At 42.5% G+C, this 25,432-nt stretch carries 19 protein-coding genes and 2 tRNA genes; 16 read left to right on the plus strand and 5 right to left on the minus strand.

Annotated features, from left to right (window positions below):
• Positions 1–4: 4 nt before the first annotated feature.
• Both AX660_RS17035 and AX660_RS17040 read left to right on the plus strand, forming a co-directional pair.
• Positions 5–832, plus strand: coding sequence for a substrate-binding periplasmic protein (locus AX660_RS17035; RefSeq protein ID WP_235594771.1), 828 nt, complete (start codon positions 5–7; stop codon positions 830–832).
• A 381-nt stretch (positions 833–1,213) separates the two neighbouring features.
• Entirely contained in the window at positions 1,214–2,416 is a 1,203-nt protein-coding gene (locus tag AX660_RS17040; RefSeq protein ID WP_201027461.1) for a cation:proton antiporter, read from the plus strand.
• A gap of 94 nt (positions 2,417–2,510) precedes the next feature.
• Here the strand turns inward: AX660_RS17040 and AX660_RS17045 are convergent, their stop codons facing one another.
• The 3 genes from AX660_RS17045 to AX660_RS17055 form a co-directional block, all read right to left on the minus strand.
• Positions 2,511–6,068, minus strand: coding sequence for an ABC transporter permease/M1 family aminopeptidase (locus AX660_RS17045; RefSeq protein ID WP_068379382.1), 3,558 nt, complete (start codon positions 6,066–6,068; stop codon positions 2,511–2,513).
• Positions 6,069–6,078: 10 nt separating this feature from the next.
• The gene (locus tag AX660_RS17050; RefSeq protein ID WP_068379990.1) at positions 6,079–6,960 is read right to left on the minus strand and encodes an ABC transporter ATP-binding protein; all 882 of its coding nucleotides are present in this window, start codon (positions 6,958–6,960) and stop codon (positions 6,079–6,081) included.
• Between the two features lie 249 nt (positions 6,961–7,209).
• Positions 7,210–9,351 carry a M3 family metallopeptidase gene (locus AX660_RS17055; RefSeq protein ID WP_068379993.1) on the minus strand — a complete coding sequence of 714 codons (2,142 nt, stop codon included), beginning with the start codon at positions 9,349–9,351 and terminating at the stop codon, positions 7,210–7,212.
• A gap of 446 nt (positions 9,352–9,797) precedes the next feature.
• Between AX660_RS17055 and aspS the strand changes: the two genes are divergently transcribed.
• The 14 genes from aspS (at position 9,798) to AX660_RS17125 (ending at position 20,546) form a co-directional block, all read left to right on the plus strand.
• Positions 9,798–11,564 carry an aspartate--tRNA ligase gene (aspS, locus tag AX660_RS17060; protein WP_068379385.1) on the plus strand — a complete coding sequence of 589 codons (1,767 nt, stop codon included), beginning with the start codon at positions 9,798–9,800 and terminating at the stop codon, positions 11,562–11,564.
• A 15-nt stretch (positions 11,565–11,579) separates the two neighbouring features.
• Positions 11,580–12,053 carry a dihydroneopterin triphosphate diphosphatase gene (gene nudB / locus AX660_RS17065; RefSeq protein ID WP_068379388.1) on the plus strand — a complete coding sequence of 158 codons (474 nt, stop codon included), beginning with the start codon at positions 11,580–11,582 and terminating at the stop codon, positions 12,051–12,053.
• Positions 12,053–12,574, plus strand: a complete 522-nt coding sequence (gene ruvC, locus AX660_RS17070; protein ID WP_068379391.1) for a crossover junction endodeoxyribonuclease RuvC — start codon at positions 12,053–12,055, stop codon at positions 12,572–12,574. The genes nudB and ruvC overlap by 1 nt, the downstream gene beginning before the upstream one ends.
• A 31-nt stretch (positions 12,575–12,605) precedes the next feature.
• Complete coding sequence (gene ruvA, locus AX660_RS17075; RefSeq protein ID WP_068379396.1) at positions 12,606–13,229, plus strand: Holliday junction branch migration protein RuvA; 624 nt, start codon at positions 12,606–12,608, stop codon at positions 13,227–13,229.
• Between the two features lie 122 nt (positions 13,230–13,351).
• Positions 13,352–14,359 (plus strand): Holliday junction branch migration DNA helicase RuvB, encoded by a 1,008-nt coding sequence (gene ruvB / locus AX660_RS17080; protein WP_068379398.1) that lies wholly within the window; start codon positions 13,352–13,354, stop codon positions 14,357–14,359.
• Between the two features lie 622 nt (positions 14,360–14,981).
• Complete coding sequence (gene ybgC, locus AX660_RS17085; protein ID WP_068379401.1) at positions 14,982–15,383, plus strand: tol-pal system-associated acyl-CoA thioesterase; 402 nt, start codon at positions 14,982–14,984, stop codon at positions 15,381–15,383.
• Complete coding sequence (gene tolQ, locus AX660_RS17090) at positions 15,373–16,083, plus strand: protein TolQ (protein ID WP_068379403.1); 711 nt, start codon at positions 15,373–15,375, stop codon at positions 16,081–16,083. The genes ybgC and tolQ overlap by 11 nt, the downstream gene beginning before the upstream one ends.
• A gap of 12 nt (positions 16,084–16,095) precedes the next feature.
• Complete coding sequence (tolR, locus tag AX660_RS17095) at positions 16,096–16,533, plus strand: protein TolR (protein WP_068379406.1); 438 nt, start codon at positions 16,096–16,098, stop codon at positions 16,531–16,533.
• A 10-nt stretch (positions 16,534–16,543) separates the two neighbouring features.
• Positions 16,544–17,434 (plus strand): cell envelope integrity protein TolA, encoded by an 891-nt coding sequence (gene tolA / locus AX660_RS17100; protein ID WP_068379409.1) that lies wholly within the window; start codon positions 16,544–16,546, stop codon positions 17,432–17,434.
• Positions 17,434–18,792, plus strand: a complete 1,359-nt coding sequence (gene tolB / locus AX660_RS17105) for a Tol-Pal system beta propeller repeat protein TolB (protein ID WP_068379413.1) — start codon at positions 17,434–17,436, stop codon at positions 18,790–18,792. The genes tolA and tolB overlap by 1 nt, the downstream gene beginning before the upstream one ends.
• A gap of 44 nt (positions 18,793–18,836) precedes the next feature.
• Positions 18,837–19,403, plus strand: a complete 567-nt coding sequence (gene pal, locus AX660_RS17110) for a peptidoglycan-associated lipoprotein Pal (protein WP_068379415.1) — start codon at positions 18,837–18,839, stop codon at positions 19,401–19,403.
• Positions 19,404–19,414: 11 nt separating this feature from the next.
• Positions 19,415–20,161 (plus strand): tol-pal system protein YbgF, encoded by a 747-nt coding sequence (ybgF, locus tag AX660_RS17115; protein WP_068379418.1) that lies wholly within the window; start codon positions 19,415–19,417, stop codon positions 20,159–20,161.
• A gap of 167 nt (positions 20,162–20,328) precedes the next feature.
• Positions 20,329–20,404, plus strand: a tRNA-Lys gene (locus tag AX660_RS17120).
• 66 nt (positions 20,405–20,470) lie between these two features.
• Positions 20,471–20,546 (plus strand) — tRNA-Lys (locus AX660_RS17125).
• A gap of 636 nt (positions 20,547–21,182) precedes the next feature.
• Here the strand turns inward: AX660_RS17125 and AX660_RS17130 are convergent.
• A complete protein-coding gene (locus AX660_RS17130) occupies positions 21,183–22,520 on the minus strand; it encodes a serine hydrolase domain-containing protein (protein ID WP_106404102.1) in 1,338 nt (445 codons plus the stop codon).
• Positions 22,521–22,960: 440 nt separating this feature from the next.
• Complete coding sequence (locus AX660_RS17135; RefSeq protein WP_068379424.1) at positions 22,961–24,721, minus strand: sensor domain-containing protein; 1,761 nt, start codon at positions 24,719–24,721, stop codon at positions 22,961–22,963.
• Positions 24,722–25,432: the final 711 nt, after the last annotated feature.

A 25,432-nucleotide genomic window follows, 5' to 3' on the forward strand; every position in this document is an offset into this window, starting at 1 on the left:
ACAGTTGAAAAGTAAAAAGCCAACAAGTAAAAAGATGCTGGGTGTGTTGTCTCTTATGTTCATTTTGGCAGCCACCGGCATGGCCAACATGGCTCAGGCTAAGACTTTAAAAGTGTGTTACGACCAATGGGCACCGATGACAATATTTCCCACAGCAAGCTCCTCTGATCGTGGTGTTGTGATCGATATGGTGCAGCAAATATACTCAGCGAAAGGCTATCAACTGGAATATTTTGAAGTGCCTCTAGCCAGAGGGCTAGATATGGTGGCTGAAGGTCTATGCGATATGTTGCCCGAATACCTCCTATCCAAAAATGCAGAAAATGCCTTCGAATACGCCAGTGAAGCAACCTTTGCCTATACCTCAGCCTTTGTCATCAGGCGAAATGATCCTTGGCGTTATAATGGTATTCAATCCATAACAGGCAAACGCATCGCGACCGGGCCAGGCTGGGATTACAGTTCAATGAGTGTGGAATATCAACATTATATCGATGACCCACAAAATTCGAATTTTGTTGAAGTGATCGCGGGTGATGCCGACGTAGTCGATCGGATTTTTCGCATGATTAAAGAAAATCGCGTCGACATATATGCTGACAACGAGCTTGTATTACAGCATGTACTAAATCAACTTAAGTTAGATGATGAGTTAGAGATCGTGCGGCCCGGCTTAGAAAAAAAATTAGTTGAATTCCCCATTTTCTCTAAAAAAATTCCGAGTGCCAAAAGACAGGAGCTGATAAAAATTTGGGATGAAGGCCGTGTGGAAATGCAGGGCAGACCAGAAAAAATACTGCTTAATAAGTATCAAGTTACCTTTACAGACTAGGTATTGCTATTTAACGTGAGAAGCAGCAATTAGCTAAAATACTTATAATTTTTTCTGACTGAATTTGGTCTTAGATACAGATAAAAAACAGCCCTCATCATGGGGGCTGTTTTAAGTTTTACTGCTGTAAAAGCATGTACTAAAGCGTATTAATATTATTGCCGCTATCCCTGTCCATAAAACGTACAAAAGGGTTTGTTTGACGGCGGTTTATAGACAGCAATGGCTTTGATTCAACAAATGAGGAAACCGGCCTCTGTACTGGTTACTCTTAGTGTCCTGCTCACTTCAGCTATGACGGTAGTATTTTCGCCTCGTCAAAAAAGCGATACTGCCAACAAAAAAATACCTAATGAGAAGTAAGGTCTTAACAAGATGTACATGACAACAACAGAAATATTTCTGATCGCTATGGTGATCATTTTTACTCTTCCCTATCTTATTTGGCGTCTTGGTCGCACCGATTACTGGGCGCCCTTGGTTGTGGTGCAAATCATCATGGGCATTGTGCTTGGCCCCGGCGTACTAGGTAAGATATTTCCTGACTATTACGCCTTTGTATTCAACCCCGATGTCATTCTAGCGCTTAACGGTATCGCTTGGTGGGCGGTGATGATCTTTGTATGGATTGCTGGTATCGAACTGGATCTAAAAAAAGTCTGGGCTTACAAACGTGAAAGCAGTATCACCGCCGGACTGGCTTTGGGCACACCACTACTATTCGGTTGTGGGGCAGCGGTGGCGATGATGGGGTTTAGTGATGGGTGGATTGGTAGCAAAGGCATGACCTGGCAATTTATCCTCGGTGTAGGCATGGCCTGCGCGGTAACGGCGTTGCCGATTTTGATTTTACTGATGGAAAAGCTGGAAATCCTGCGTCAGCCAATTGGTCAGCGTATTTTGCGCTACGCCAGTCTCGACGATATTGCTATCTGGGGTGTGCTGGCGCTGATCCTGCTGGATTGGGAGCGTGTTGGACGCCAAGGTATGTTTTTACTTGGTTTTGCGTTGGCGGCGTATTTGTTCCGCAAACTCATGCTCGCGATTGAGGAAAAAGACCGCTGGTATGCGGGTTTTATCTGGTTGGCAATCTGTGGGTTGGCCGCTGACTGGGCGGGTTTGCACTACATGGTGGGTGCCTTCCTTGCGGGTGCGGTAATGGATGGTGAATGGTTTAATCAGGAGGATATGGACAAGCTGCGTCACTTTGTGCTGATGATCATCATGCCCGTGTTTTTCCTTAGTACGGGGTTGCGTACTAACTGGGATGTGGGTGGCACAGCTGTGTTTGTGGCGGCGGCGATACTGCTGGTTGCTTCTGTGGCGGGTAAGCTGGTGGGTGTGCATGCAGCAGGCAAGATCCTGAGGTGGAAAAAAGGTGAGGCTTCGATTATCGGTTGGTTGCTGCAGACCAAGGCGCTGATTATGATCATCTTCGCTAATGTACTGCTTGATAAAGAAATTATCACCAATGAAACCTTTACCGCACTGCTGATTATGGCGGTGGGCAGTACCATGCTGACGGTGCCGGTGGTAGCACCCAAGCTGCAAAAAATAAAAGAGCTCATTTTTCGCTCCAAATAAGCCGCACTTTTCTAAGACATAGCTGTCGTAAGTCAAAGTACTAATGTGAAACAGCCCTCATTGTGAGGGCTGTTTTATTTGGGGCTACTACTAACTAGAGCTTAATAATATTATTGCCGGTATCCCTGTCAATAAAACGTACAAAAGGGTCAATGCCAGCGTAAGTGGGTAGTGTATCTACCGTTATTTCTAAGGTGCTTTCACCACTTTGTAGTGAGTGAACGCCTTGATAAATAACTTTGTTATCTGCACCAAAATCATTGGGATCGGCGCTGAATAAAGCTATTTCAACGTCTTGCGCAAAAGGCTGTTCGTTTTCTTGGCCTTTACCATCGGCACTGTATTTAGCCGCGGAGACAGTGAGTTTGATTTTGAATTTACCGTCAGCCAGCGTTTCACTTTCTACCGCTGTAGCACGCAAATCGTAGAGGGTGATTTGCGCAAACATATCTTGGATAGTAGTTTGCTGTTCAGGGGTGGCAACTTCATTTAAATAGCGCAGTAAATCTAAGGTAGTAGGGTACAAATCACTTCTAAATTTATACTCCTCTAATAATCCCCGTAAGGCTTGATTAAGGGCAGTTTCGCCTAATTCATGCTCTAGGGCCATCATCACAATAGAGCCTTTTTGATAGTGGATATATTGCTGATTTTCAGAGCGCATAAAGGGCATTTCTTCGAGTAACTCCGACGAACGGCCACGTAAATAGCGATCTAACTCATAGGTTAAAAATTTTCTGAGACGGGTTTCGCCGTATTTATTTTTCATCACCATCAGCGCGCTATATTGCGATAATGATTCAGACAAAATGGCACTACCTTGCACATTGGCGGCGTTGAGTTGATGGCCCCACCATTGATGAGCAACTTCGTGGGCGGTCACATAATAAACCGGGTCAATATCCTTAGGATCACGTAAGTCAGTGATAAAACCTATGCCTTCTGAATAAGGTACGGTATTGGCAAAACTCTGGGCAAAACCGCGATATCCCGGAAACTCAATAATACGTAGCTGTTTGTGTTGATAGGGCCCAAAAGCTTGTTGGAAATAATCAATAGAGTCCTTGGCCGACTCAAGCATGCGGTCGATATTCCAAGCATGGCTTGCATGGTAATACACCTCTAAATCTATGCCTTTATAGACTTCTTTTTTGCTTTCCAGTTTGGCCGACATCAGGCTAAAGAAGTTAACCATAGGCGCGTCCATTTCATAACGATAATAGTTACGGCCGTCTTGTTGCCACTCTTTTTGCAGATAACCTGGGGCGATAGCAAATTGATCGCCGCTGGTGGAGATGGTGGCGCTAAAATCAATAAACTCGACACCTGGGCCAAAAAAGCTTTCGTTGTAATGGCTAGAGTCTTCTAGCAAATAAGCCCGTTGCAGTGGTTCAAGATCTCGTTTACGGCGTTCATGGCGGTCGTTTATCCTGATACCTTCATTAAATCCAAAGCTTGGAAATAAGGCGAAATTATCAATAAAAGTACCATTGTTGATTAGGGTTGGATCTTCACCTGCATCTTTAAAACCCTTATGTTCACGCACAACAGCGATGACGCCACTGCGCTCTTCTCCCGGCGCTAATGGCTGGCTAAACTCAAACCATGCAGTATTGAATTTTTCATCCACTTCTCCCAGTTGCCCACCTACAATGGTAACGCTGACATCACGGCTATGTTGTGGCAAGTTAACTAAAAAGCGGTTAATAGCTTGGCTACTGCGGTTTACCACTTTGATTGCTGCGCTCGCTTCAATGCGTCGTTCACTGGGGTAAATATCCACAGTGGCATCTACCGCGGTTACGCTTGGGAAAGCTTGTAGTTCTAGCTCGACATATTTTTTCTCATAGTCAGCGCGAAAATCGAGAATTTCATCCTGGCTGTAGAAGTCGTTGAGTACTTTGGTGTTGTAGTGGATCCATGCGCCGCTGCCTACAAAACATAACAAGGCGACGGTAGCTACCGCCCAGCCTTTACTGCCTAGCTGATAACCTAACATGCTTAAACGCTGTTTAAGGTTAGAGCTCGGGCCGCGCTGCCATAAACCAAAACTGAGTACCCCCAATACCACTGACAAACTTAGCCAGTAAAACATGTACCAGTGCTGGGTTTGCATAAACCAGCCATAACCATTGAGGTCGGAATATTGCAAACGCGGGCCTGCGCCAAAGTTAAACATGTTGTGTTCGATGCCAAGTTGACTAAAGGCTAAGGAGACAAAAAAGTAGCCGACAAACAGCAACATGCCTACGTATTTATTGGGGCTAATGGCTTGTAAAAAGAAGGCCAATAACACTAATAAACAAAAGGGCAGGGCATCAAAATACAACAAACGAATGAAGTACTGACCCAACTCAATATTAGAATAACCCGACAATAATTGATTGATAATGGCGCATACGGTACCCAGTACATAAAGAGCAATCACCACCAGTAACACCGCGACCAGTTTAGATAACCAAAAGGTGAGGTTATGTACTGGCATACTGTCAACAATGTCGCCCATGCCGACGGTGCGTTCGCGCCACACTACTTCAGCACTGTAGTAAGTGATGACAATGATCAACATCAAGGAAAATGAACCACCAATCAAACTCACCATTGTCTGGGTCAGTGGCCAGTTGGGAGTGCCAAACATGCCACTGATTTCAAAAAAATTGGCGATTAACTGAAAACTCGAAAACAGCAATAACACTAAAAAAGCCGGGCTTAAAAATACCTGTTTGATTTCAAAACGAGTGCGACTGGTGAATTGTGCCCACGCATTGGAAGTAAGTGTACGGTGCTGGAAATTTTTAGTGAGTAGGGTGGTATCAATCGCTTCTGCTTTGAGGAGCGTTTTGGATTTTTTAGTGGATAAACTCAGAGGCCGAAACAAACCTCCACCCACTATTAAAATCACACTGCCAATGGCTAACCACAACAAACGGTTTTGCAAAATAAAACCGTCTAAGGCGGGTAACAAGCTGTTTTTCTCAAAGGCTGTCCAGTAACGCGCGTATTCACCAAAGGTGTTAAGTGCAAAGGGATCCAGTAAAGCGCGAATGCTGCGTTGGTCTGGCTCATCAAATACTTGGCCAGCAATAACATAAGATATAAACAAAGCTAAGGCAGATAGATATACCGCCATGGTGCTTTTAAATTGTTGGGCGACTGCATAAAACAGGCTAGCTAAGACAAAAATGGTGGTCAGTGAAAACACCAAAAAAGGTGCCAGATACAAAGCAAAGGAGTTGGCACCAAGGCGCTCGGCATCAAGCCAAGGCATGATACTGCCAAAAAATAAACCCAGCGGTACCATAGCAAACACGGTCACACAGACTAAATAGGCACCGATAAAACGGCCAAGATTATAGCCCAAGGGTTTAATGGGTTTGGTTGAGATAATCTCTGCCATTAAATTAATATCATTGCGGGTAGCGGTATTGGCGACAAAGTTAACCACCATAAACATGCCAAAAATCCCGAGGATCAATAAACTTTGGGTAATGGCAAAGGGGCTGTTAAACAGCACATTACCGCCAGAACCAATCTGCACTTGATCCACTACCATGGCTAAAAAGGGCAGCAGAAAAAATACCATGCAGGTAACAATAAATGAGGGTTGGCGCACAAAATAACGCCATTCAAATCTAAGCATTGCAAGTAACATACACTACTCCTTAAGCGGCTTGATTTGCACGTGAACGATGTAAGGTCGAGAAGTACACATCTTCCAAAGTAGCAGGTGCGCTTTCAAAGCCCTCAGGTGCCTCAGGGGCAAGTACATGTAATACGGTTTTACCGGCAAATAGGCGTTTAGATATCACCGCCAGTTGGCTTTCGAGTTGAGTGGCTTCATCTAAGGTGACCACTTTGCGCCAGATTTGACCTTTTAGCTCTTCAGTTACGGTTAATGGGTTGCCTTGTAACAGTATTTCACCATTGCCAAGCACGGCCATATTGGCACACAGTTCAGATACGTCATCCACAATATGGGTGGATAGGATCACCACTTTTTGCTCGCCTAGACTGACTAATAAATTATGGAAGCGGTTGCGCTCTTCGGGGTCAAGACCTGCGGTGGGTTCATCCACGATCAATAAATCGGGATCACCTAACAAAGCTTGAGCAATACCAAAACGCTGACGCATACCACCGGAAAATCCACTGACTGCTTTTTTACGATGTTGAAATAAATTGGTGTGAGCTAACAAACCATCAACTGCTTCTTTACGTTGAGCCTTGTTACTTAAGCCCTTTAAGATGGCTAAATGATCCAATAAGTCGTAGGCACTAATACGTGGGTAGACGCCAAAATCTTGTGGAAGATAACCTAAGCGCTGACGTAACTCGTTGGGCTGAGTGAGTACATCGGTACCATCAAACACGATACTGCCGGTATCGGGCTGTTGCAGTGTTGAAATGGTGCGCATCAAACTGGACTTGCCTGCCCCATTTGGGCCAAGCAAACCAAACATGCCTTTAGCGATGGATAAATTCACGCCATTGAGTGCTTTGACACCATTGGCATAGGTTTTGGTAATGTTGTTTATTTCGAGCATGCGTGTTTCGATCATAGTGAAATCCCTGACTTGTTATAATTTTAATCCCTAGATTAACAGTGTGAGATCCTCGGGTAAAGTGAGAGGACTGAAGTCTTAAAAACGCTTAAGTCTCTATTGTTAAAGTAGTTTTTGTACGACGTTAACGATAGGCAATATTTGCTTACCAATTGGTAGTGACTTTATCACATACAAAAACGCCCCTAGTTAGGGGCGTTGTATAAAACAAACATATTGTTATGTAGTAGATTAGTGCACTAAACCACGACGTTTTAACAATGCATCGGTGTCAGGTTGTTGTCCACGAAAGCCAACATAGCTTTCCATTAAGTCTTTACTGTTACCAATAGACAGGATTTTTTCACGGAATTCATCACCGTTTTCACGGTTTAAACCGCCATTTTTTTGCATATGAGTAAAGGCATCAGCGGCGAACACTTCTGTCCACAAATAGGCGTAATAACCCGCAGAATAACCACCGGCAAAGGTATGGCTAAAATAAGCCGATTTATAACGTGAGGGTATGGGCGCATAGTCAAGCCCGTGTTTGGCCAAAGCTTGTTGTTCAAAAGCGGCGACATCGGTGATCTTGGCATCTGGGCCAATCAAATGCCATTCCATATCCAGCAAAGCGGCAGCTAAATATTCGGTGGTGTCATAACCTTGGTTAAATTTTACTGAATTAAGCACACGCTCAAGTAAATCCGCTGGAATAGCTTCCCCCGTTTGATAGTGTTTGGCGTAGTTGGCAATCACGCTGGGTTCGATGTTCCAATCTTCATGTGCTTGAGAAGGAAACTCAACAAAGTCACGAGCGGTATTAGTACCGGCTAAGCTCGGATATTTAACTTGCGAAAACAACCCGTGAGCTGCATGACCAAACTCGTGGAACAAGGTAGTGGCTTCGTCAAAAGATAAGAGTGTTGGCTGACCTGGCGCGGGTTTAACATTGTTTAAGACGTTAAATACCACGGGTTTTTCGTTAAACAAAAAGCTTTGAGTAACAAACTCTCCCATCCATGCACCACCACCTTTGCCTTCGCGGGCATAAGGGTCAAAGTAAAACAGACCAATGCTGCTGTTATCTTGATTAAACACTTCAAAACAACGTACATCTGCATGGTAAACCGGTAGGTCTTTACGTTCGCTAAAGTGAATGCCATAAAGTTTTTCCATGGCAAAAAACAAACCCTTTTCGAGTACTGAGTTTAATTCGAAATAAGGTTTAACTTGACTGTCATCTAAGTCATATTTGGCCTTTCTGACTTTTTCGCCATAATAGGCCCAGTCCCAAGCTTGGACTGGCCCAGTAAGACCGTCTGCCTTCATCTGCTCTTCAATATCTGCCGCTTCAACTTTAGCTTTTACTAGGGCTTGTGGGGCTAGTCTATCGAGAATGTCTAATACCGCAGTTGGATTTTTAGCCATTTGATCTTCGGTAGCATAGCTTGCCCAGTTGGCATATCCCAACAAACTGGCTTTTTGTGCACGCAATTCGACAAGTTTTAACAATACAGGGCCATTAGTATCCATGGCACGTCCTGCAGACTTTTGCCATATTTGCTGGCGTAGGTCACGGTTAGCCAAACTGGATAATATGGGTTGGCGAGTGGTATTCACCAAGGTAATCATATAACCCTCTTGTTCAGCACCTTTAGCCGCTTGCGCCAAGCTGGCGATGTCTGACTCTGACAAACCACTTAATTGGTTTTTATCTGTAACGATGATCACATCATTTTTAAACGACGCTAACAGGTTTTGTGAAAACTCAGTTTGTAGACTGGAGATTTGCTCGTTGATATCACGCATAGTGGTTTTTTGTGCATCGTCTAATTTAGCGCCTGCACGCACAAACTCGCTGTAGTAATAATCTACTAAACGTTGATCTTCGGCGTTTAATTTTGCTTTGCTGGCATTGATAGCTTCAACCCGTTTGAATAAGGTCTCATTTAAATAAATGTTGTCATTATGGGCGGATAAAAGTGGTGCAAGTTCTGCTTCGATGCGTAAAAATTCGTCGTTAGAAATCACCCCCGACAAGGCAGAAAACACCGTTGATACACGGCTTAACAACTCACCGCTTTTTTCCATGGCCACTAAGGTATTATCAAAAGTCGCAGGCTCTGGATTATTGGCAATAGTGCTAATTTCGGCAGCGTGCTCGGCCATGCCTTGGCTGAACATGGGCTCATAACTGTCCATTTGAATTTTATCAAATTGTGGAGCTTGGTAATCTAAAGGGCTTTTTTCTAACAATACATTCATCGTTTGTTTTACCGCCATTGTTTTAGTTGAATCAGTTTTGTTAGCTGTGTCGGTTGATACCGAAGGTGAGCAGGCTGTTAAGGCAAGAGCAGCACTGATCGCTGTGGCTACTAAGCTTGTTCGCATATTAATACTTCGCATAATGACTCCGTCGTATTGCTGCTTGATTATTTTTTGCTAAATAAGCAGCTTATTTTTTTGAGGCGGCACTCTAACATGGCATTTTGGACGGCTCAATTGACGATCCAGAGCGTCAGTATTGATTACCAAAAATGCTTGACCAATCGTAAAGGAGCGAGGTGTAGCATAAGCATTAGAACCACAGTTAAATTATTGATAATAATATTAAATATTTACTTGATTGATTATGTAATCCTCACGCAGTAAATCACTTCACTGAGCTAATAAGCCTTGGCTAGGATTGTAACTGCCTGTGTCCTTGGGCTTGAGTTGTGCATGGCTGCAATAAAATCCGCTTTAATTTAAGCCTTGCGATGCATTTTAAAGTTACTTGGGTATATACTACTCGGCCGTAAATTTCATTCGAATTAACTGTTGTAGAGGCGAGTTTCATGCGCACAGATTATTGTGGCAATATCAATGCATCCTATATTGGGCAAACCGTAACCTTATGTGGTTGGGTAAATCGTCGTCGCGATCTTGGCGGTGTTATTTTTATCGATTTACGTGATCGTGAAGGTTTAGTACAAGTGGTATTTGATCCCGATTTGGTTGAGTTGTTTGATACTGCTAACAGTTTGCGTAACGAATTTTGTGTACAGCTAAGTGGCCTAGTGCGTGCTAGACCCGCAGGCCAAGTGAATGCCGATATGTCGACTGGTGAAATTGAAATGTTAGGTAAGTCACTGACTATCCTCAACAAATCCGCACCATTGCCTCTGGACTGGAACCAAGAAAACTCTGAAGAACAGCGCCTTAAATACCGCTATTTAGACCTACGTCGCCCACTGATGAGCGATCGTTTAAAGTTTCGCGCTAAGGTGACTCATGCCGTTCGTAACTTTATGGACGGCGCTGGGTTTTTAGATATCGAAACACCCATATTAACTAAAGCCACGCCTGAAGGCGCGCGCGATTATTTAGTGCCAAGTCGTACCCACAAAGGCCAGTTTTTTGCCTTACCACAATCTCCACAGTTGTTTAAACAATTGCTGATGATGGCGGGTATGGACCGTTATTATCAAATCGTTAAATGTTTCCGTGACGAAGACTTACGTGCTGATCGTCAGCCTGAATTTACCCAAATAGATATCGAAACCACCTTTTTAGATGCTAATGGCGTAATGGCTATTGCTGAAAGTATGATCCGTGATCTCTTTCAAAAAATGCTCAATGTGGACTTAGGCGATTTCCCACAAATGACCTATGCCGAGGCTATGCGTCGTTTTGGTAGTGATAAACCTGATTTACGTAATCCACTGGAATTATGTGACGTAGCGGATCTAGTCAAAGACGTTGAGTTTCAAGTGTTTTCTGGACCTGCCAATGATGCCAATGGTCGTGTAGCGGTAATCCGTGTGCCAGGAGGCGCCAGTTTATCACGCAAACAATTAGACGATTATGCCAAGTTTGTTGGCATCTATGGTGCTAAAGGTTTGGCTTGGATGAAAGTTAATGATCTCGCTGCGGGCATGGAAGGTTTGCAATCGCCAGTACTTAAGTTTTTAAGTGAAGACGTTGCCCAAGGTATTGTGGCACGTTGCGGTGCGCAAACTGGTGACTTGATCTTATTTGGTGCCGACAGTAAAACCGTTGTCACTGAAGCCCTTGGCGCTTTACGCCTTAAGTTGGGTGAAGACCTAGGTTTGTTACAAGGTGAATGGCGTCCATTATGGGTGGTTGACTTCCCCATGTTCGAAGAAGTCGATGGCCGTTTATATGCTTTGCATCACCCCTTCACCGCGCCACGTGATATGACACCAGAGCAATTAGCTGCTGATCCCGCCAACGCGATTTCAAATGCCTATGACATGGTCTTAAATGGTTGTGAGTTAGGTGGTGGTTCGGTACGTATTCACCAACAAGATATGCAAGCTAAAGTCTTTCAGTTATTGGGCATTAGCGATGAAGAAGCGCAAATTAAATTTGGCTTTTTACTTGAAGCATTAAAATACGGAACACCTCCCCATGCTGGCTTAGCCTTTGGTTTAGACCGTTTGGTGATGTTAATGACAGGGGCAACGTCAATCCGTGATGTAATGGCCTTCCCCAAAACCAATACCGCTGCTTGCCCTTTGACTGATGCACCGGGTGAAGCCAATCCAGAGCAATTAAAAGAACTGGCTATTCAGGTTGTTAAACCGACTATCGAAAAATAAGCCTGCTACCGCCAAATGAATAGCCAATGGCGTATTCCTGAATCTGCCCTGATAGTCATTTATGATGATGCGGGGCAGGTACTGGTTTTACAACGTAATGATGACCCTTTATTTTGGCAATCCGTGACAGGTACTCGTGAAGTTGATGAGACGCCTTGCCAAACCGCTCAGCGAGAAGTGTTCGAGGAAACCGGCATTGATATAGCCGCGTTGCATTATCAGTTAATCGACTGCAAAAAAACTAATCTTTACGAAATCCGCCCTCGCTGGCGCCATCGTTACCCCCCTGATGCCGCGGTTAATACTGAATATGTGTTTGCCTTGCAAGTGGCGGTTGCTCAAAACATCGAACTCACCGAACACAGTGCTTTTTTATGGTTAGATAAAAATCAAGCCATGGACAAAGTCTGGTCACCGAGTAATAAAGAAGCCATTATGCTTTTTGTGCCCGACCAACCCGCCATGCTTAATTTTGTGAGTGACACATAATGGCTATCATTTTGGGCATCGATCCTGGTTCTCGCATCACTGGTTATGGCGTCATTAAACAAGTCGGCGCTAAAGCAGAGTATTTAGGCAGTGGTTGTATTCGAATGCAAGGTGATGCACTTGCCCCGCGCTTAAAACAAATATTTGATGGTGTGAGTGAAATTATTGCCCAGTTTCAGCCCACCGAATTTGCCATTGAGCAGGTATTTATGGCCAAAAACCCTGATTCGGCTTTAAAGTTGGGACAGGCGAGGGGAGCTGCCATCGTCGCGGCAACTAACCATGACCTGCAGGTCGCTGAATATTCGGCCAGACAAATAAAACAATCTGTGGTGGGCAAGGGCAATGCCGACAAAAAACAAGTGCAACATATGGTCACCTATTTATTGAAACTTAAGGCTTCACCTCAAGCTGATGCCGCCGACGCATTAGCGGTGGCACTATGCCATAGCCACACCCAACAAAGCCTGATTAAAATGTTGGGCCAAGCCACTAAAACCGTGCGTGGACGTTTACGCTAAATGCACATCTCAAGCCTGACAAGGACATATTATGATCGGTAGTATTCGTGGCATCTTATTAGAAAAACAAGCGCCCGAGGTATTAATTGAGGCGGGTGGCATAGGTTACGAAGTAAGTGTGCCCATGACCAGCTTTTACCAGCTACCCGAGGTGGGACAGGAAGTTTATTTGTGTGTGCACTTTGTGGTAAGAGAAGATGCTCAACTGTTATTTGGTTTTGCCAACAAACAAGAACGTGCGGTATTTCGTGAATTAATCAAAGCCACGGGGGTGGGACCTAAATTGGCTCTAACTATTTTGTCAGGCATGAATGCCCAGCAATTTATGCAGGCCATTAGTTTGGATGATATTACCTCGCTAACTAAGTTACCCGGAGTAGGTAAAAAAACCGCTGAGCGTTTAGTGATTGAAATGCGTGACAGATTAACTAAATTGTCGGTTGCACCTGAACATACTGGTGCTGCCGGACGTGTGGCCAGTTTGCCTATCGAGAATACCTTTTTACAAGTCAATGACGTTAAAGAAGATGCCTTAAGTGCCTTAGTCGCTTTGGGTTACAAACCCGCGCAAGGCAGTAAGGTTATTAACTCTGTGTATAAGCCAGATATGAGCAGTGAAGCACTTATCCGTGATGCCTTAAGGGCGATGATATAATCGAGTATTCGAGCTTTTTACACTGGTTTTAACAGACGCCAACTATTTCCAAGTGGTGCGAGAATACAAGTTCTGTTACTGTATATAAAACCATTACTTAGTACTAACTTGTTGTAATAAAGATGATAGAAGCCGACCGACTAATCCAACCCACTTCCAATCGCGAAGACGAAGTTATTGACCGCGCTATTCGCCCCAAAATGTTGGCCGATTATACGGGGCAGGAGCATGTCTGTACGCAGATGGAAATCTTTATTGCGGCAGCTCGTAAACGTCAGGAGCCTCTCGATCATTTATTGATTTTTGGTCCTCCAGGGCTGGGTAAAACCACTTTAGCCAATATCGTCGCCAATGAAATGGGCGTTGGGATTAAAACTACCTCAGGGCCGGTACTCGAAAAAGCCGGTGATTTAGCGGCATTACTGACCAACCTTGAAGAAAACGATGTACTGTTTATTGACGAAATCCATCGTTTGTCACCTGTGGTGGAAGAAATTCTCTATCCAGCCATGGAAGATTATCAGCTCGATATTATGATTGGTGAAGGCCCCGCAGCTCGTTCGATTAAACTCGAATTACCCCCTTTTACCTTAATTGGCGCGACGACTAGAGCTGGCTCGTTAACATCACCCCTGCGTGACCGTTTTGGCATAGTACAGCGTTTAGAGTTTTATAATGTCAAAGATTTAACCACGATTGTAAAACGTTCTGCGTCTTATCTAAATTTAATCATGGATGAAGCGGGTGCTATTGAGATTGCAAGGCGCTCTAGAGGCACCCCACGGATCAGTAACCGTTTACTGAGACGTGTGCGAGACTTTGCTGAAGTAAAAGCCAACGGCGAGATTACCGCTAATATTGCTAGTCAAGCCTTAGACATGTTGGATGTGGATAGTGAAGGTTTTGATTACATGGACAGAAAACTATTAGTGGCGATCATCGATAAATTTATGGGCGGACCTGTCGGGCTGGAAAATTTGGCGGCGGCGATTGGTGAAGAGAAAGATACTATTGAAGATGTGATTGAGCCGTTTTTAATTCAGCAAGGATTTTTACAACGCACACCTCGTGGCAGAATTGCAACACAAAGAGCCTTTTTGCACTTTAATAAAGACTACTCTCCCAGTTAAACACATTTTGTAACAATATACGTAAATGCCTTCATACATGGTTTATCACCAAAAAAAAGACAAAAAAAACCCACGAAATTCGTGGGTTAACAACAAAACTGTTGCAGGAATATCCAGGGAACACATTAGTCAACGTCAAAATTGACTGGAGAATCCGCCAACTGCAATGCTTGTTCAGCACTACCGTTGTCGAGAAAACAGACATAATTATAGTGATTCTGTATAAGCTGACAAACGAGATAAATTATCTGTTCGCATTAGATTATTTAATGCATAGCTATTGCAAATTGAGGTTAATGGAGTGTTAATAGTTTTTTGTCTGTTAATAAGTTTAATTAAAACAATGATTTAAATTAATTGCTTAAAAATAAATCGATTAATTAAAGTATGGTGAATGTAGCTTGCGTTGTATGTGGAGATGCATGAAAATTCAGATCATTGGATTACTCCGTATGAATAAATTAATTACGATAACTTACTTAACTATCAATTAACTTATTGAAATTTATATTAAAAATATTTACAGTTGGTGATACAAGCAATAAATATAACAAACAAGACTTCCGCATAATCATTCAATTTACCTCAGTCTTTAAATCTACTATTGAGCCTTTTATATAATATGAAGCAATTACACCCCATAAGAGTGTATTACGAAGATACGGATGCTGGTGGCATTGTCTATTACGCCAACTATTTAAAATTTTTTGAACGGGCCAGAACCGAATGGTTGCGAAACTTAGGCATAGAACAAGATGAACTTTTGGAACATTCTGTGGGTTTTGTCGTCAAACGCGTTGAAATGGATAATCACGCGCCTGCACGCTTCAATCAGTTGTTGTGTATTGAAAGCGAAATAGTAGAATTGAAGCGTGCAAGTCTGGTTTTTAAACAAACAATAATAAGCCCAAACCAACAATGTTTGGTTAGTGCGTTAATCAAGGTTGCTTGCGTTAATTTATCCACAATGAAACCACAAGCAATACCTGCAAAAATTTTAGGGGAACTCACCGGTGTCGTCTGATTTAAACTTTTTTGACCTTTTTTTACAAGCCAGCATATTAGTTCAATTTGTGATGTTACTGCTATTAGCGGTATCGATTTTTTCATGGGCGTTTATTTTTGAACGTAGTAAAGCGCTTACCTTTGCGCGTACTGAAATGAAAAAATTTGAAGACAAGTTCTGGTCTGGTGTGGATTTAAATAAACTCTATCAAGAACTCTCTGCTCGCCAGTCTATTGAAGGCATGTCGAGCATGTTTTGTGCAGGTTTTAAAGAATATGTACGTTTGCGTAAAAGCCCTTCTACACCAGCTGAGGCGGTGATGGATGGCTCTTACCGTGCTATGCGTGTGGCATTGTCGAGAGAAATAGACAGCTTGGAAAATCGTTTGCCCTTCTTAGCCACGGCGGGCTCTATCAGCCCCTATATCGGATTATTTGGAACTGTGTGGGGTATCATGAACGCCTTTATAGCCTTGGGTGAAGTACAACAAGCTACTCTGGCGATGGTTGCGCCCGGTATAGCAGAAGCCTTGATCGCTACGGCTATGGGTTTGTTTGCTGCTATCCCAGCGGTTATTGCCTATAACCGCTTTAGTCACCAAGTTGAAAAACTTGAAAATAACTATGGCAATTTTATGGAAGAATTTTCGAGCATATTGCATCGTCAGGCTTTAGCCAGCAACGCTGACTCTGCCGCCCGTCCAGTTAGCCATAACTAAGGTTACACACCCATGAATACCTATACGCGCAAACGCAGACGGCCGGTTTCAGAAATTAACGTAGTGCCCTATATCGACGTAATGTTGGTGTTGTTAATTATTTTTATGGTGACAGCGCCTTTGATTACTCAGGGAGTTAAAGTTGATTTACCTAAAGCCGAAGCGGCATCCTTAGATAAAGACAGTAAGCCCCCACTAATAGCTTCAGTTGATGCGCAAGGAAAGTTTTATTTGAACGTGGGAGATTCTCAAGATCAGTCCATGTCAGCGGTTGACCTTGCAACCTTAGTGGCAGCACATTTGCAGTTAGAGCCAACGACACCCGTTGTGGTTAAAGGTGATGGGGCTGTGCCTTATAGTGAAGTCGTACAATTAATGGTTTTGCTGCAACGTGCTGGTGTCCCCTCGGTTGGTTTAATGACCGATCCACCTGAGAAGAAAAAGCGATAGGCATGTTTAGATGAAAAAGTTTTCTTTGCCTTTATCTTGGTCGATAGCGCTGCATGTCAGTGTAGGCATAGTGTTAACTGTGAGCATGAGTTTTCACACCCCCTATCCAGAAGACGTATTTTTGGATGCGCCGCTCATCGAGGCAACCATGGTTGACCAACAAACCCTCGAAACACAGGTTAAAAAAATTAAAGATCAACAAGATGCTGAGCGTCGAAAAGAAGATCAGCGAGTAAAAGATCTTGAACGTCGAGCAGAGGAAGCTGAAAAGAAACGTCAAGAACAAGAACTGGAAGTGGCCAAACTCGAAGAAGACACTAAAAAACAACAGGAAGAAAAGAAAAAAGCCGATCAGGCAGCTGTCGCTGCGCGAGAAAAACAAAAACAAGAAAAAGCCAAAGCGGAACAGCTTGAAGCTGAGCGTAAAAAGAAAGAACAGGAAAAGAAAAAAGCTGACGAACAAGCCAAATTAGCTAAAGAAAAACGTGAAAAAGAAGAAAAAGCCCTAAAAGAAGCCGAACGCAAAAAACAAGAAGCCCGTGAAAAAGCGGCTCAGGAAAAAATGCTTGAAGAACAATTGCAAGCGGAACAAGCCGGCAGACAGCAAAGGCGCAATAAACAGGTGCTAAGTGAAGTGCAAAAATATGAAGCACTGATCAGGCAAACCATACAACGCAATCTGATAGTAGATGATGCAATGAAAGGCCGTTCGTGCCGTTTGAACATACGTTTAGCATCAAATGGTTTGGTCACTCAAGTGAAAGAGCTATCGGGTGATGCGATACTTTGTCGGGCAGCTATTGCTGCAGTGAAAAAGTCGGATACTTTGCCTGTATCCTCAGAAGCTGATGTATTTGAAAAACTCAGAGATATTAATTTAACCGTTGAGCCAGGATTATAATGTTGAAAAATAAAGTCTTATTGATTTGTAGTTTGTGGTTGTTAGTAAGTGTTAAAAGCTTTGCTGCGCTAGAGATTGTGATCACCGAAGGTATCGATACGTCTCGCCCAATTGGGGTGGTACCATTTAAGTGGATTGGTAATGGTTTAATGCCAGAAAAACTGACTAATGTCATTGCTGCTGATTTAAAACGTAGCGGTAAATTTAACCCTATTGATGCGACCAGCATGCCTCAATACCCTAGTAATGATAAAGAAATAGATTATCGTGCTTGGGTCGCTACGGGTGTTGAAGCGGTATTAGTTGGCACTGTTGAGTCAGTGGGTATTGATCAATATAAAGTCGCTTTTGAGTTGATTGACGTGGTACGAGGCCAAATTACCGGTGGGCGCTCACAAATGCTGAGCAATGGTAAATTGATTGCCAGTAATGATCATTTAATGGAAGCGCGCCAAGCTACCATTAGTGGTAAGGATTTTCGTCAATATGCCCATCGTATTAGTGATGTAGTGTATGAAAAACTAACCGGCGAAAAAGGTGCATTTTTGACTCGCATCGCTTACGTTGTTGTACGAGATAAAACGACTACTGAGTTTCCGTTTCAATTGGTGGTGGCCGATTACGACGGTGCTAATGAAACTATGTTATTACGCTCTAAAGAGCCCTTAATGTCACCGTCTTGGTCACCCGATGGGACTAAGTTGGCTTATGTCAGTTTTGAAAATAAAAGACCGCAAATATTCATCCAAGATCTCTATACTATGACTCGGACACAAATGTCTGATTTTAAGGGAATAAATGGTTCTCCTCGCTTCTCTCCTGATGGCAAGCAATTAGCTCTTGTATCTTCTAAAGATGGTAATCCAGAGATTTACGTAATGGACATCGCTAGTAAACAAGTACGGCGTATTACAGATGATCGGGCAATTGACACCGAACCGAGTTGGACACCTGATGGCAAGAGCTTAGTATTTAGTTCTGAGCGGGGTGGTAAACCACAGATTTATCGAGTAGATTTAGCAACTAATAAAGTAAGACGATTAACGTTTCAAGGCGAAATGAATTTAGGCGGTACTGTTACACCAGACGGTAAGCAATTAGTTTTTGTAAATCGTACCCGTGGTGATTATCATATCGCCAGACAAGACATGAATAGTGGTAATATGCAAGTGCTCACAAAAACATTTTTAGATGAGTCACCCAGTATTGCTCCGAATAGTAGTATGATAATATATAGTACATTACATGAAGGGAAGCAGGTATTGTCACTCGTTTCGTTAGATGGAAGATTTAAAGCGCGTTTGCCTGCAGCGGATGGGCAGGTGAAAGCACCAAATTGGTCACCGTATTTGTTATAATGTTCAACCTATTGATTTAGTTTAGATTAAAATAAGGAAAAATAATGCAGCTTAATAAAATATTTAAAGGCCTAGTCATCGCTTTACCAATAGTGACTATGGTTGCCTGTTCGTCTGGCCCAAGCGAAGAAGAACAACAAGCAGAACGCAATCGTATTGCGGCAGAACAAGCAGAAGCTGATCGTCTGGCTCAGGAAGCGCGTAATGCTCAAGTACAAACTGGAACTATGACCCCAGTTTTGTCACCAGCGGAAAAAATGAAACAACAGTTGCAAGCTTTGCAAAATGAACAAACTGTTTATTTCGATTTTGATCGTTCTACTATCAGCTCAGATTTTTACTCTGTGTTAGATAAACATGCTGCTTTCCTTACTAGTAACCCTGGTCAGTCAATTGTGGTCGAAGGCCACTGTGACAGCCGTGGTACTCCAGAATACAACATCGCATTGGGTGAGTTACGTGCTAAATCAGTACAAACTTACTTGCAAAATGCAGGTGTAAGTTCATCACAAATATCAGTTGTTTCTTACGGTGAAGAAAAACCTGTAGTAAGTGGTGCGACTGAAGCGGCTTTTGCTAAAAACCGTCGTGGTGTATTAGTTTATCAATAAAAGTAGTTATCATGATTAAACGCAAGTTTGCGCTTAGTCTGCTAGCTGTCTACGGAGCCGCAGTAATTGCGGCTCCTGCGCCTGTAGCGGACGTTACCAGCGGTAGTAATGATCAACGTATAGAAGCGTTGGAAAGAATGTTTGCCACGCGCACAGAGGCACAACATAGGCTCCAGTTACAGCTTGATACTATGCAGCAAGAAGTTAATGAACTGCGTGGTAGTATTGAAACCCACAACTATCAATTAGAGCGTATTCTTGAAAGACAACGAGAGTTGTACGCTGAAATTGATAAACGTATGTCTGCAGTGATGAATACCCCTCCAGTAAACCAATCCAGTGGCCATAATGATGTGCAACAGAGCGGTGCTGTGGTTTTATCTGCGAATGAAAATGAAGCTTATGACAAAGCCGTTAATCTGATTTTAAAAGACAAACTTTATGATCAGGCCATCCCAGCATTCCAAACCTTTCTGCAAAACTTTCCGAATTCCAGTTATGCATCAAATGCTTACTATTGGTTAGGACAATTATTGTTTAATAAACAAGATTGGGCGGGTGCCAGTACTCAGTTTCAGGCTTTGATCAACAAATATCCAGACTCAAACAAACGCGCAGATGCGTTGTTGAAATTAGGTATTTCAGAGATGGAAAGAGGAAATTCCGCACGAGCTAAACAATTGTGGGAACAATTAATAAAAGAATTACCAGATTCGCCATCTGCTAAGTTAGCTGAAAAGCGCCTTAAAACTTTATAAAAAAAGAGTAGATTGCTAAATACTCGTTATATTTTTGTTCAGTAATTGACTCAATTGTTTGCTTTTTCAGCAAACAAACCAAATTACTAAAATAAAATGGCTTTTGGCTTGCACTGTAATTTCAATTGAGTATTATATGCGCCCGTCGCAGTGAGGCGGGTGGAAATGGGTCGTTAGCTCAGTTGGTAGAGCAGTTGACTTTTAATCAATTGGTCGCTGGTTCGAATCCAGCACGACCCACCAATTTCCAAGGTTACATTGATAGATAATCTTTGTAGCTTATCACTGAAAGTAGTACTTCAATTAGATGGGTCGTTAGCTCAGTTGGTAGAGCAGTTGACTTTTAATCAATTGGTCGCTGGTTCGAATCCAGCACGACCCACCATCTAAACAAAAAATTCCTCGATATATAAATTCCCAGATATATATAAACCATCCCAGCACGGTCGTGAGGGGTGAGAACCAGTTGTTCGACTATTTTGTCGGGAACAAAATTATTCATCGCATCCCTGCGATTCACCTGCTACGCAGGCCAGCTAAAGCTGTTCTAAACTGTTCCAACAGTTTTTGGTGAACACGCACAGCGTAACCCGAAGGGCGTAAGGCAGGATGCCTGAAGTAATCCAGCACTCACTGATATCCAAAATCTATATTCAATGTAACAACACATCCATGTGGGGGGCTTCCAGCCAAATCGTCCACGATTTGTCGTTCAGAACTCTCGGCGTGACGTTAAGTCACTCCTCGCTCGCTTTGCTCACCGTTTTTCACCCAGCACGACCCACCATCTAAACAAAAAACTCCTCGATATATAAATTCCCAGATATACATAAACCATCCCAGCACGGTCATGAGGGCTAAGAACCAGTTGTTCGACTATTTGTAGGGAGCAACGATTCATAGCATCTCTGCGGTTCAGCTGCTCCACAGGCTGTTAAAGCGGGTCTAAATTACCCAGTTCTATCTGCAAATAAAAAAGCGGCTAGGTAAGGCCTAGCCGCTTTTTTATTCCTTGAACAAATCACTCTCTGGTAAATTTGAAATCGCCTCCAGCCTGTTTAAGTTGGAAGGTGGAGTAATCAACTTTTTCACCGTTGGCTGCAAAGAGGATTATTAACCCTGCATCTTCGAAACGAAACTCTGAATTTGAATATGGTGTAAGGTTAAAGGGGGCTTGGCCGGTGGCTTGTGCTGTGAGCTGGCCTTTTTTAACCTTAATGGTAATTTTAAGGGCTATGGCTTGTGACGCAAACTCACCTTCATATTTAACTAAGTCTGTTTCTGGCAGTTCAATTGCTTTTTGGTCAAAATCAGGGATCTCAAATTTTCGGCCAAAGACAATACTTAAAATGCCAATTGTAAGGTCGTTCACGCCATAGTTCATACCATTGGCAGTCAAGGCGAACGCCAATCCATCATCTGTAAAATAGCCCACTAACGAACTAAAACCATCAATGCCGCCATTATGACCATAGGCTGTTTTGTCGTAGAAGGGGAATTTGAACAGGCCTCGCCCAATACCTTCGTTTAACTCCTGCATTTTTGCCAGAGAATCTGCGGATACAAGCTTGCCTGTCAGCAGACTTGTAAGGAACTTTGCGAGCTCTGTGGGCGTAGATACGATGGCGCCAGCACCATGGGGAATACTCATATCAGTCACAGTCTCTGGTGACCATCCCTGTACATAGGGTTTATAAGATTTAGCCTGATTATTGGCCACCGTAATTGGCCCTCCATAAAACGTTTTAGTCAGGTTTAACTTAGTAGCAATACGTTGTTGTAGTTGATTGGCGTAGGAGTCTTTGCTGATGTCTTCTAAAATGTAACCCAGCAGTACATAACCCGTATTTGAGTAATTTGCCCGACTGTCTGGCTTGAAGTCACTGTCCAGTTTTTCGATTAATTTGACCATCTCAGCTTTGGTTTTAGCTTGAGTCATATACTGAATATATTCAGGTGTATTGGTAAAATTATGGATCCCACTGCGGTGACTTAAGAGCATAGAAATGGTGATTTTTTTAGCATTTTTCACTTTAGGATAATACGTGGCCAAGGAGGTATCTAAAGAAAGTTTGCCCTCGTCAATCAGTTGAAAAATCATGGTGGAGGTAAATACTTTACTGATTGAACCGATGCGGTATTGAGTGTCTTTATTGGCTTTTTGTGTGTTTTCTACGTCGGCAAAACCGATTGATTTTTGGTAAATCGCTTCACCATTTTCAGTGATCGCCAGACTAAACATGGCCTTGTCATGGGTTTCGAGGGTGTCTAGATAGTGATCGAGTTTGGCTGTGTCAAAATCCTGAGCCGAAACACCAAAAATACAGATAAAACAAATGAGGCTAAAGGTTTTTTTCACTATGCGATCCTTACAATATGATTCGGTTTAAAAAGAGTACAGACTAGGTCGGGGCGAAGCAACTGTTGTTTTTTTATGCAAATTTTTTACTCAGCTAGAATTTTTTCGCAGAATTAGGGGCTTGTTACACTTAGCCTCACACATCACCTTTCGCATAAACTAAGCAGAGGATAGTTACGAATAACAATAAAACCAGAATAATGTTGCTAGCACTGATATTGACAGGCCTTAACGCTTGTCAGTCAGGCTCAAAGGGGCTGTTAGCTGAGGAAAGAGAGATAATTGAGTCTGCGTCAACTCTTTGGGTAAAACCTACAATCAAAACCACTGGCAGGCACTGGCTATGTTGTTCTCGGCTAAAGCGACCAGGATGCCACCTTAGGCAGTGAATTGTCGGATTCCTGTCCCTTTGCAGCTAAACCCTAAAATATTTACGGCGCTTACACTTCAGGCGCTGTGTCTGCTAGCCTAAATTTACCTGTACTAATGTTGGCGGTAAATTCTTCATAACTCATTGGTTTACCGAGTAAATAACCCTGTACAATATCGACTCCGATTGCCTTAACGATAGCTAACTGCTCGCTTGTTTCAACACCTTCAGCAACTACTTTGCTTTCCAACGCGTGGGCCATACTTACCATCGCCCGAGCCAGTAATAGTGTTTTTCTATCGTTTATTATTTTTGTAATAAACGAGCGGTCTATTTTTATTTCGTCAAAGGATAATGACGATAGATATGACATTGCAGAGTAACCCGTGCCAAAATCATCTAGCGATATTCTAATGCCTTGTTTGCGTAATTGTTCAAGTTCTGCAATGACATCTTGATTAAAATTAACTAATTGTGCTTCAGTGATTTCTAAAGTCAGTGTTTGTGCAGAAAGTTCATATTGCTCTAATTGCTTATTAATCCGCTCTGCTAAACCTAGCCTAATCTCGTTACCCGATAAGTTAACGCTGAGTCTGGGCATGTTGTTAAATTTTTCGTGTAATTGGTTGATTAACAAACAACTTTGCTGCAATACCCAGGTGCTGATCGTCAGCATTACTCCTGACTTTTCTGCGATAGGAATAAATTCTGCTGGAGAAACTAAACCAAATTTTTCTGATTTCCAGCGTAATAAAACTTCTGCACCACACAAAAAATATGGCTGACTTAACAAAAATTTAGGCTGCACTACGAGATACATTTCATCATGGGCAATGGCCTTGCGTAAGCCTTGTTGTAATTCGATCTTACGTTGGCTCAGGCCTAACATTTTTTCGTCATAAAACTGGTAGTGGGTATTTTTCGACTTTAAATGTTTGACCGTATACATAGCCATATCAGCAGCTTGTAACAAAAATGTGGCTTCACTGCCGTGGTCAGGCCAAATACTTATGCCAATTGCACAGCTGATTTCAAAGCTATGACTACCTAAAATAAAAGGCAAGGATATGGCATCGTTAATTGACTCAGCGAAGCTCGCTAACTTATGAGCGTCTCCAGTCTTAATGATGAGTACAAATTCGTCACCACCTAAACGAGTGATTATTGGAGCCTGTTTCCTAAACGTTTTAAGTCGTTGGCCAACCAAACATAATAATTCATCGCCTAATCGATGGCCGTAACTGTCATTGATTAATTTAAAGCCATTAAGATCAATAAAAATGACAGCAAACTTTTTTGCATCGGCGCGAGTTTTAATTAGTGTTTTTAATTCATTGAGCAAAAAGTTGCGATTGCCTAATCCCGTTAGAGAATCACGATTGGCTAAGTTTTGTAATTGAAGCGTTCGCTGTTCTACTAGCGATTCTAACTTATGGCTGTATTCATGCAGTTGTTTTTTATTAGCGGTTTCTTCCGAGATATCGTCCAACATACCCACTAGTAATTGACGACCATCAGCAAGTTTCAAGGGTAATTTTAAGGTATGACAAGTAATTAACCCTTTGCTTGCAGTAACGACTTCTACAACATCAATCACTTTTCCTTGTGCCATAACGTCTTCGTCTATTTTTCGAAAACTTTTGGCTTCCTCTACATCATCAAAAAAATCAAAATCTGTAGTACCAATAACTTTTTCGGGAGGAATAGCAAATAGCGCTGCCATTTTTTTATTCCAAATAACAAATTTATAATTGTCATTCGGATCTTTGGCAAACACCGCAATGGGAAGTTGTTCGATAATTTCTAGTAATAATTCGCCTTTTAATAACATAAAGTGAAAATTCCAGAAATGGATATTAACTTAATTTGATAAAAACAAAACAAAGCGTGAGATAGGTAATTCATTATTACTGGTATCCTAATACTCAACAAAATAGCGAGTTGCTTAACGTTTATACTGGGCACTACCGTCGTAATTATTAAGCGTCAGCGTATCGGCAGGATAGAGCATCTGCTTTAGCTATACAATAAATGTGACTTTAGAGGTATTGACTCGATAGAAAACATTGGGGGGATCGCCACCGTTGCGACAAGAAAACCCACAAAAAATGCAATTATGAATAGCAGGTCATCGCTCCATAAGTAGAAGCCAAAACCAAGGCCGTCGGTATGGAATAGAACAACTTTCCGGCAAAGGTAATTAAGTGTTAAAACTAAAGCTGTAATACACCACATAAAACACCTGCACCTCCTGCAAAATAGGAAAACTCATATAATTTTGTACATCTTCACTCTGCAAAAATATTCCTTAAGGCAGATTCGTTAACCAGGGGGAGAAGAACTCCCATCATGACGTTTTTGTTATTAGCCATTTCCCGCAGCGTCAATTTACTTTGTATTGTAGGAATTTAGTTCAGACACTTAAATGTTCAAATTTTTAGAAGATAAAGATGGTTGTTTTTGGGCTTTCAATTTCAGGAGCTTGCCTGAAGGCGGTGATGTAGCCATGCACCCCAAATTTTGTTAAAACCATGGCCATTGG

This window comes from Paraglaciecola hydrolytica (assembly GCF_001565895.1).
Taxonomy (GTDB): Bacteria; Pseudomonadota; Gammaproteobacteria; order Enterobacterales; family Alteromonadaceae; genus Paraglaciecola; species Paraglaciecola hydrolytica.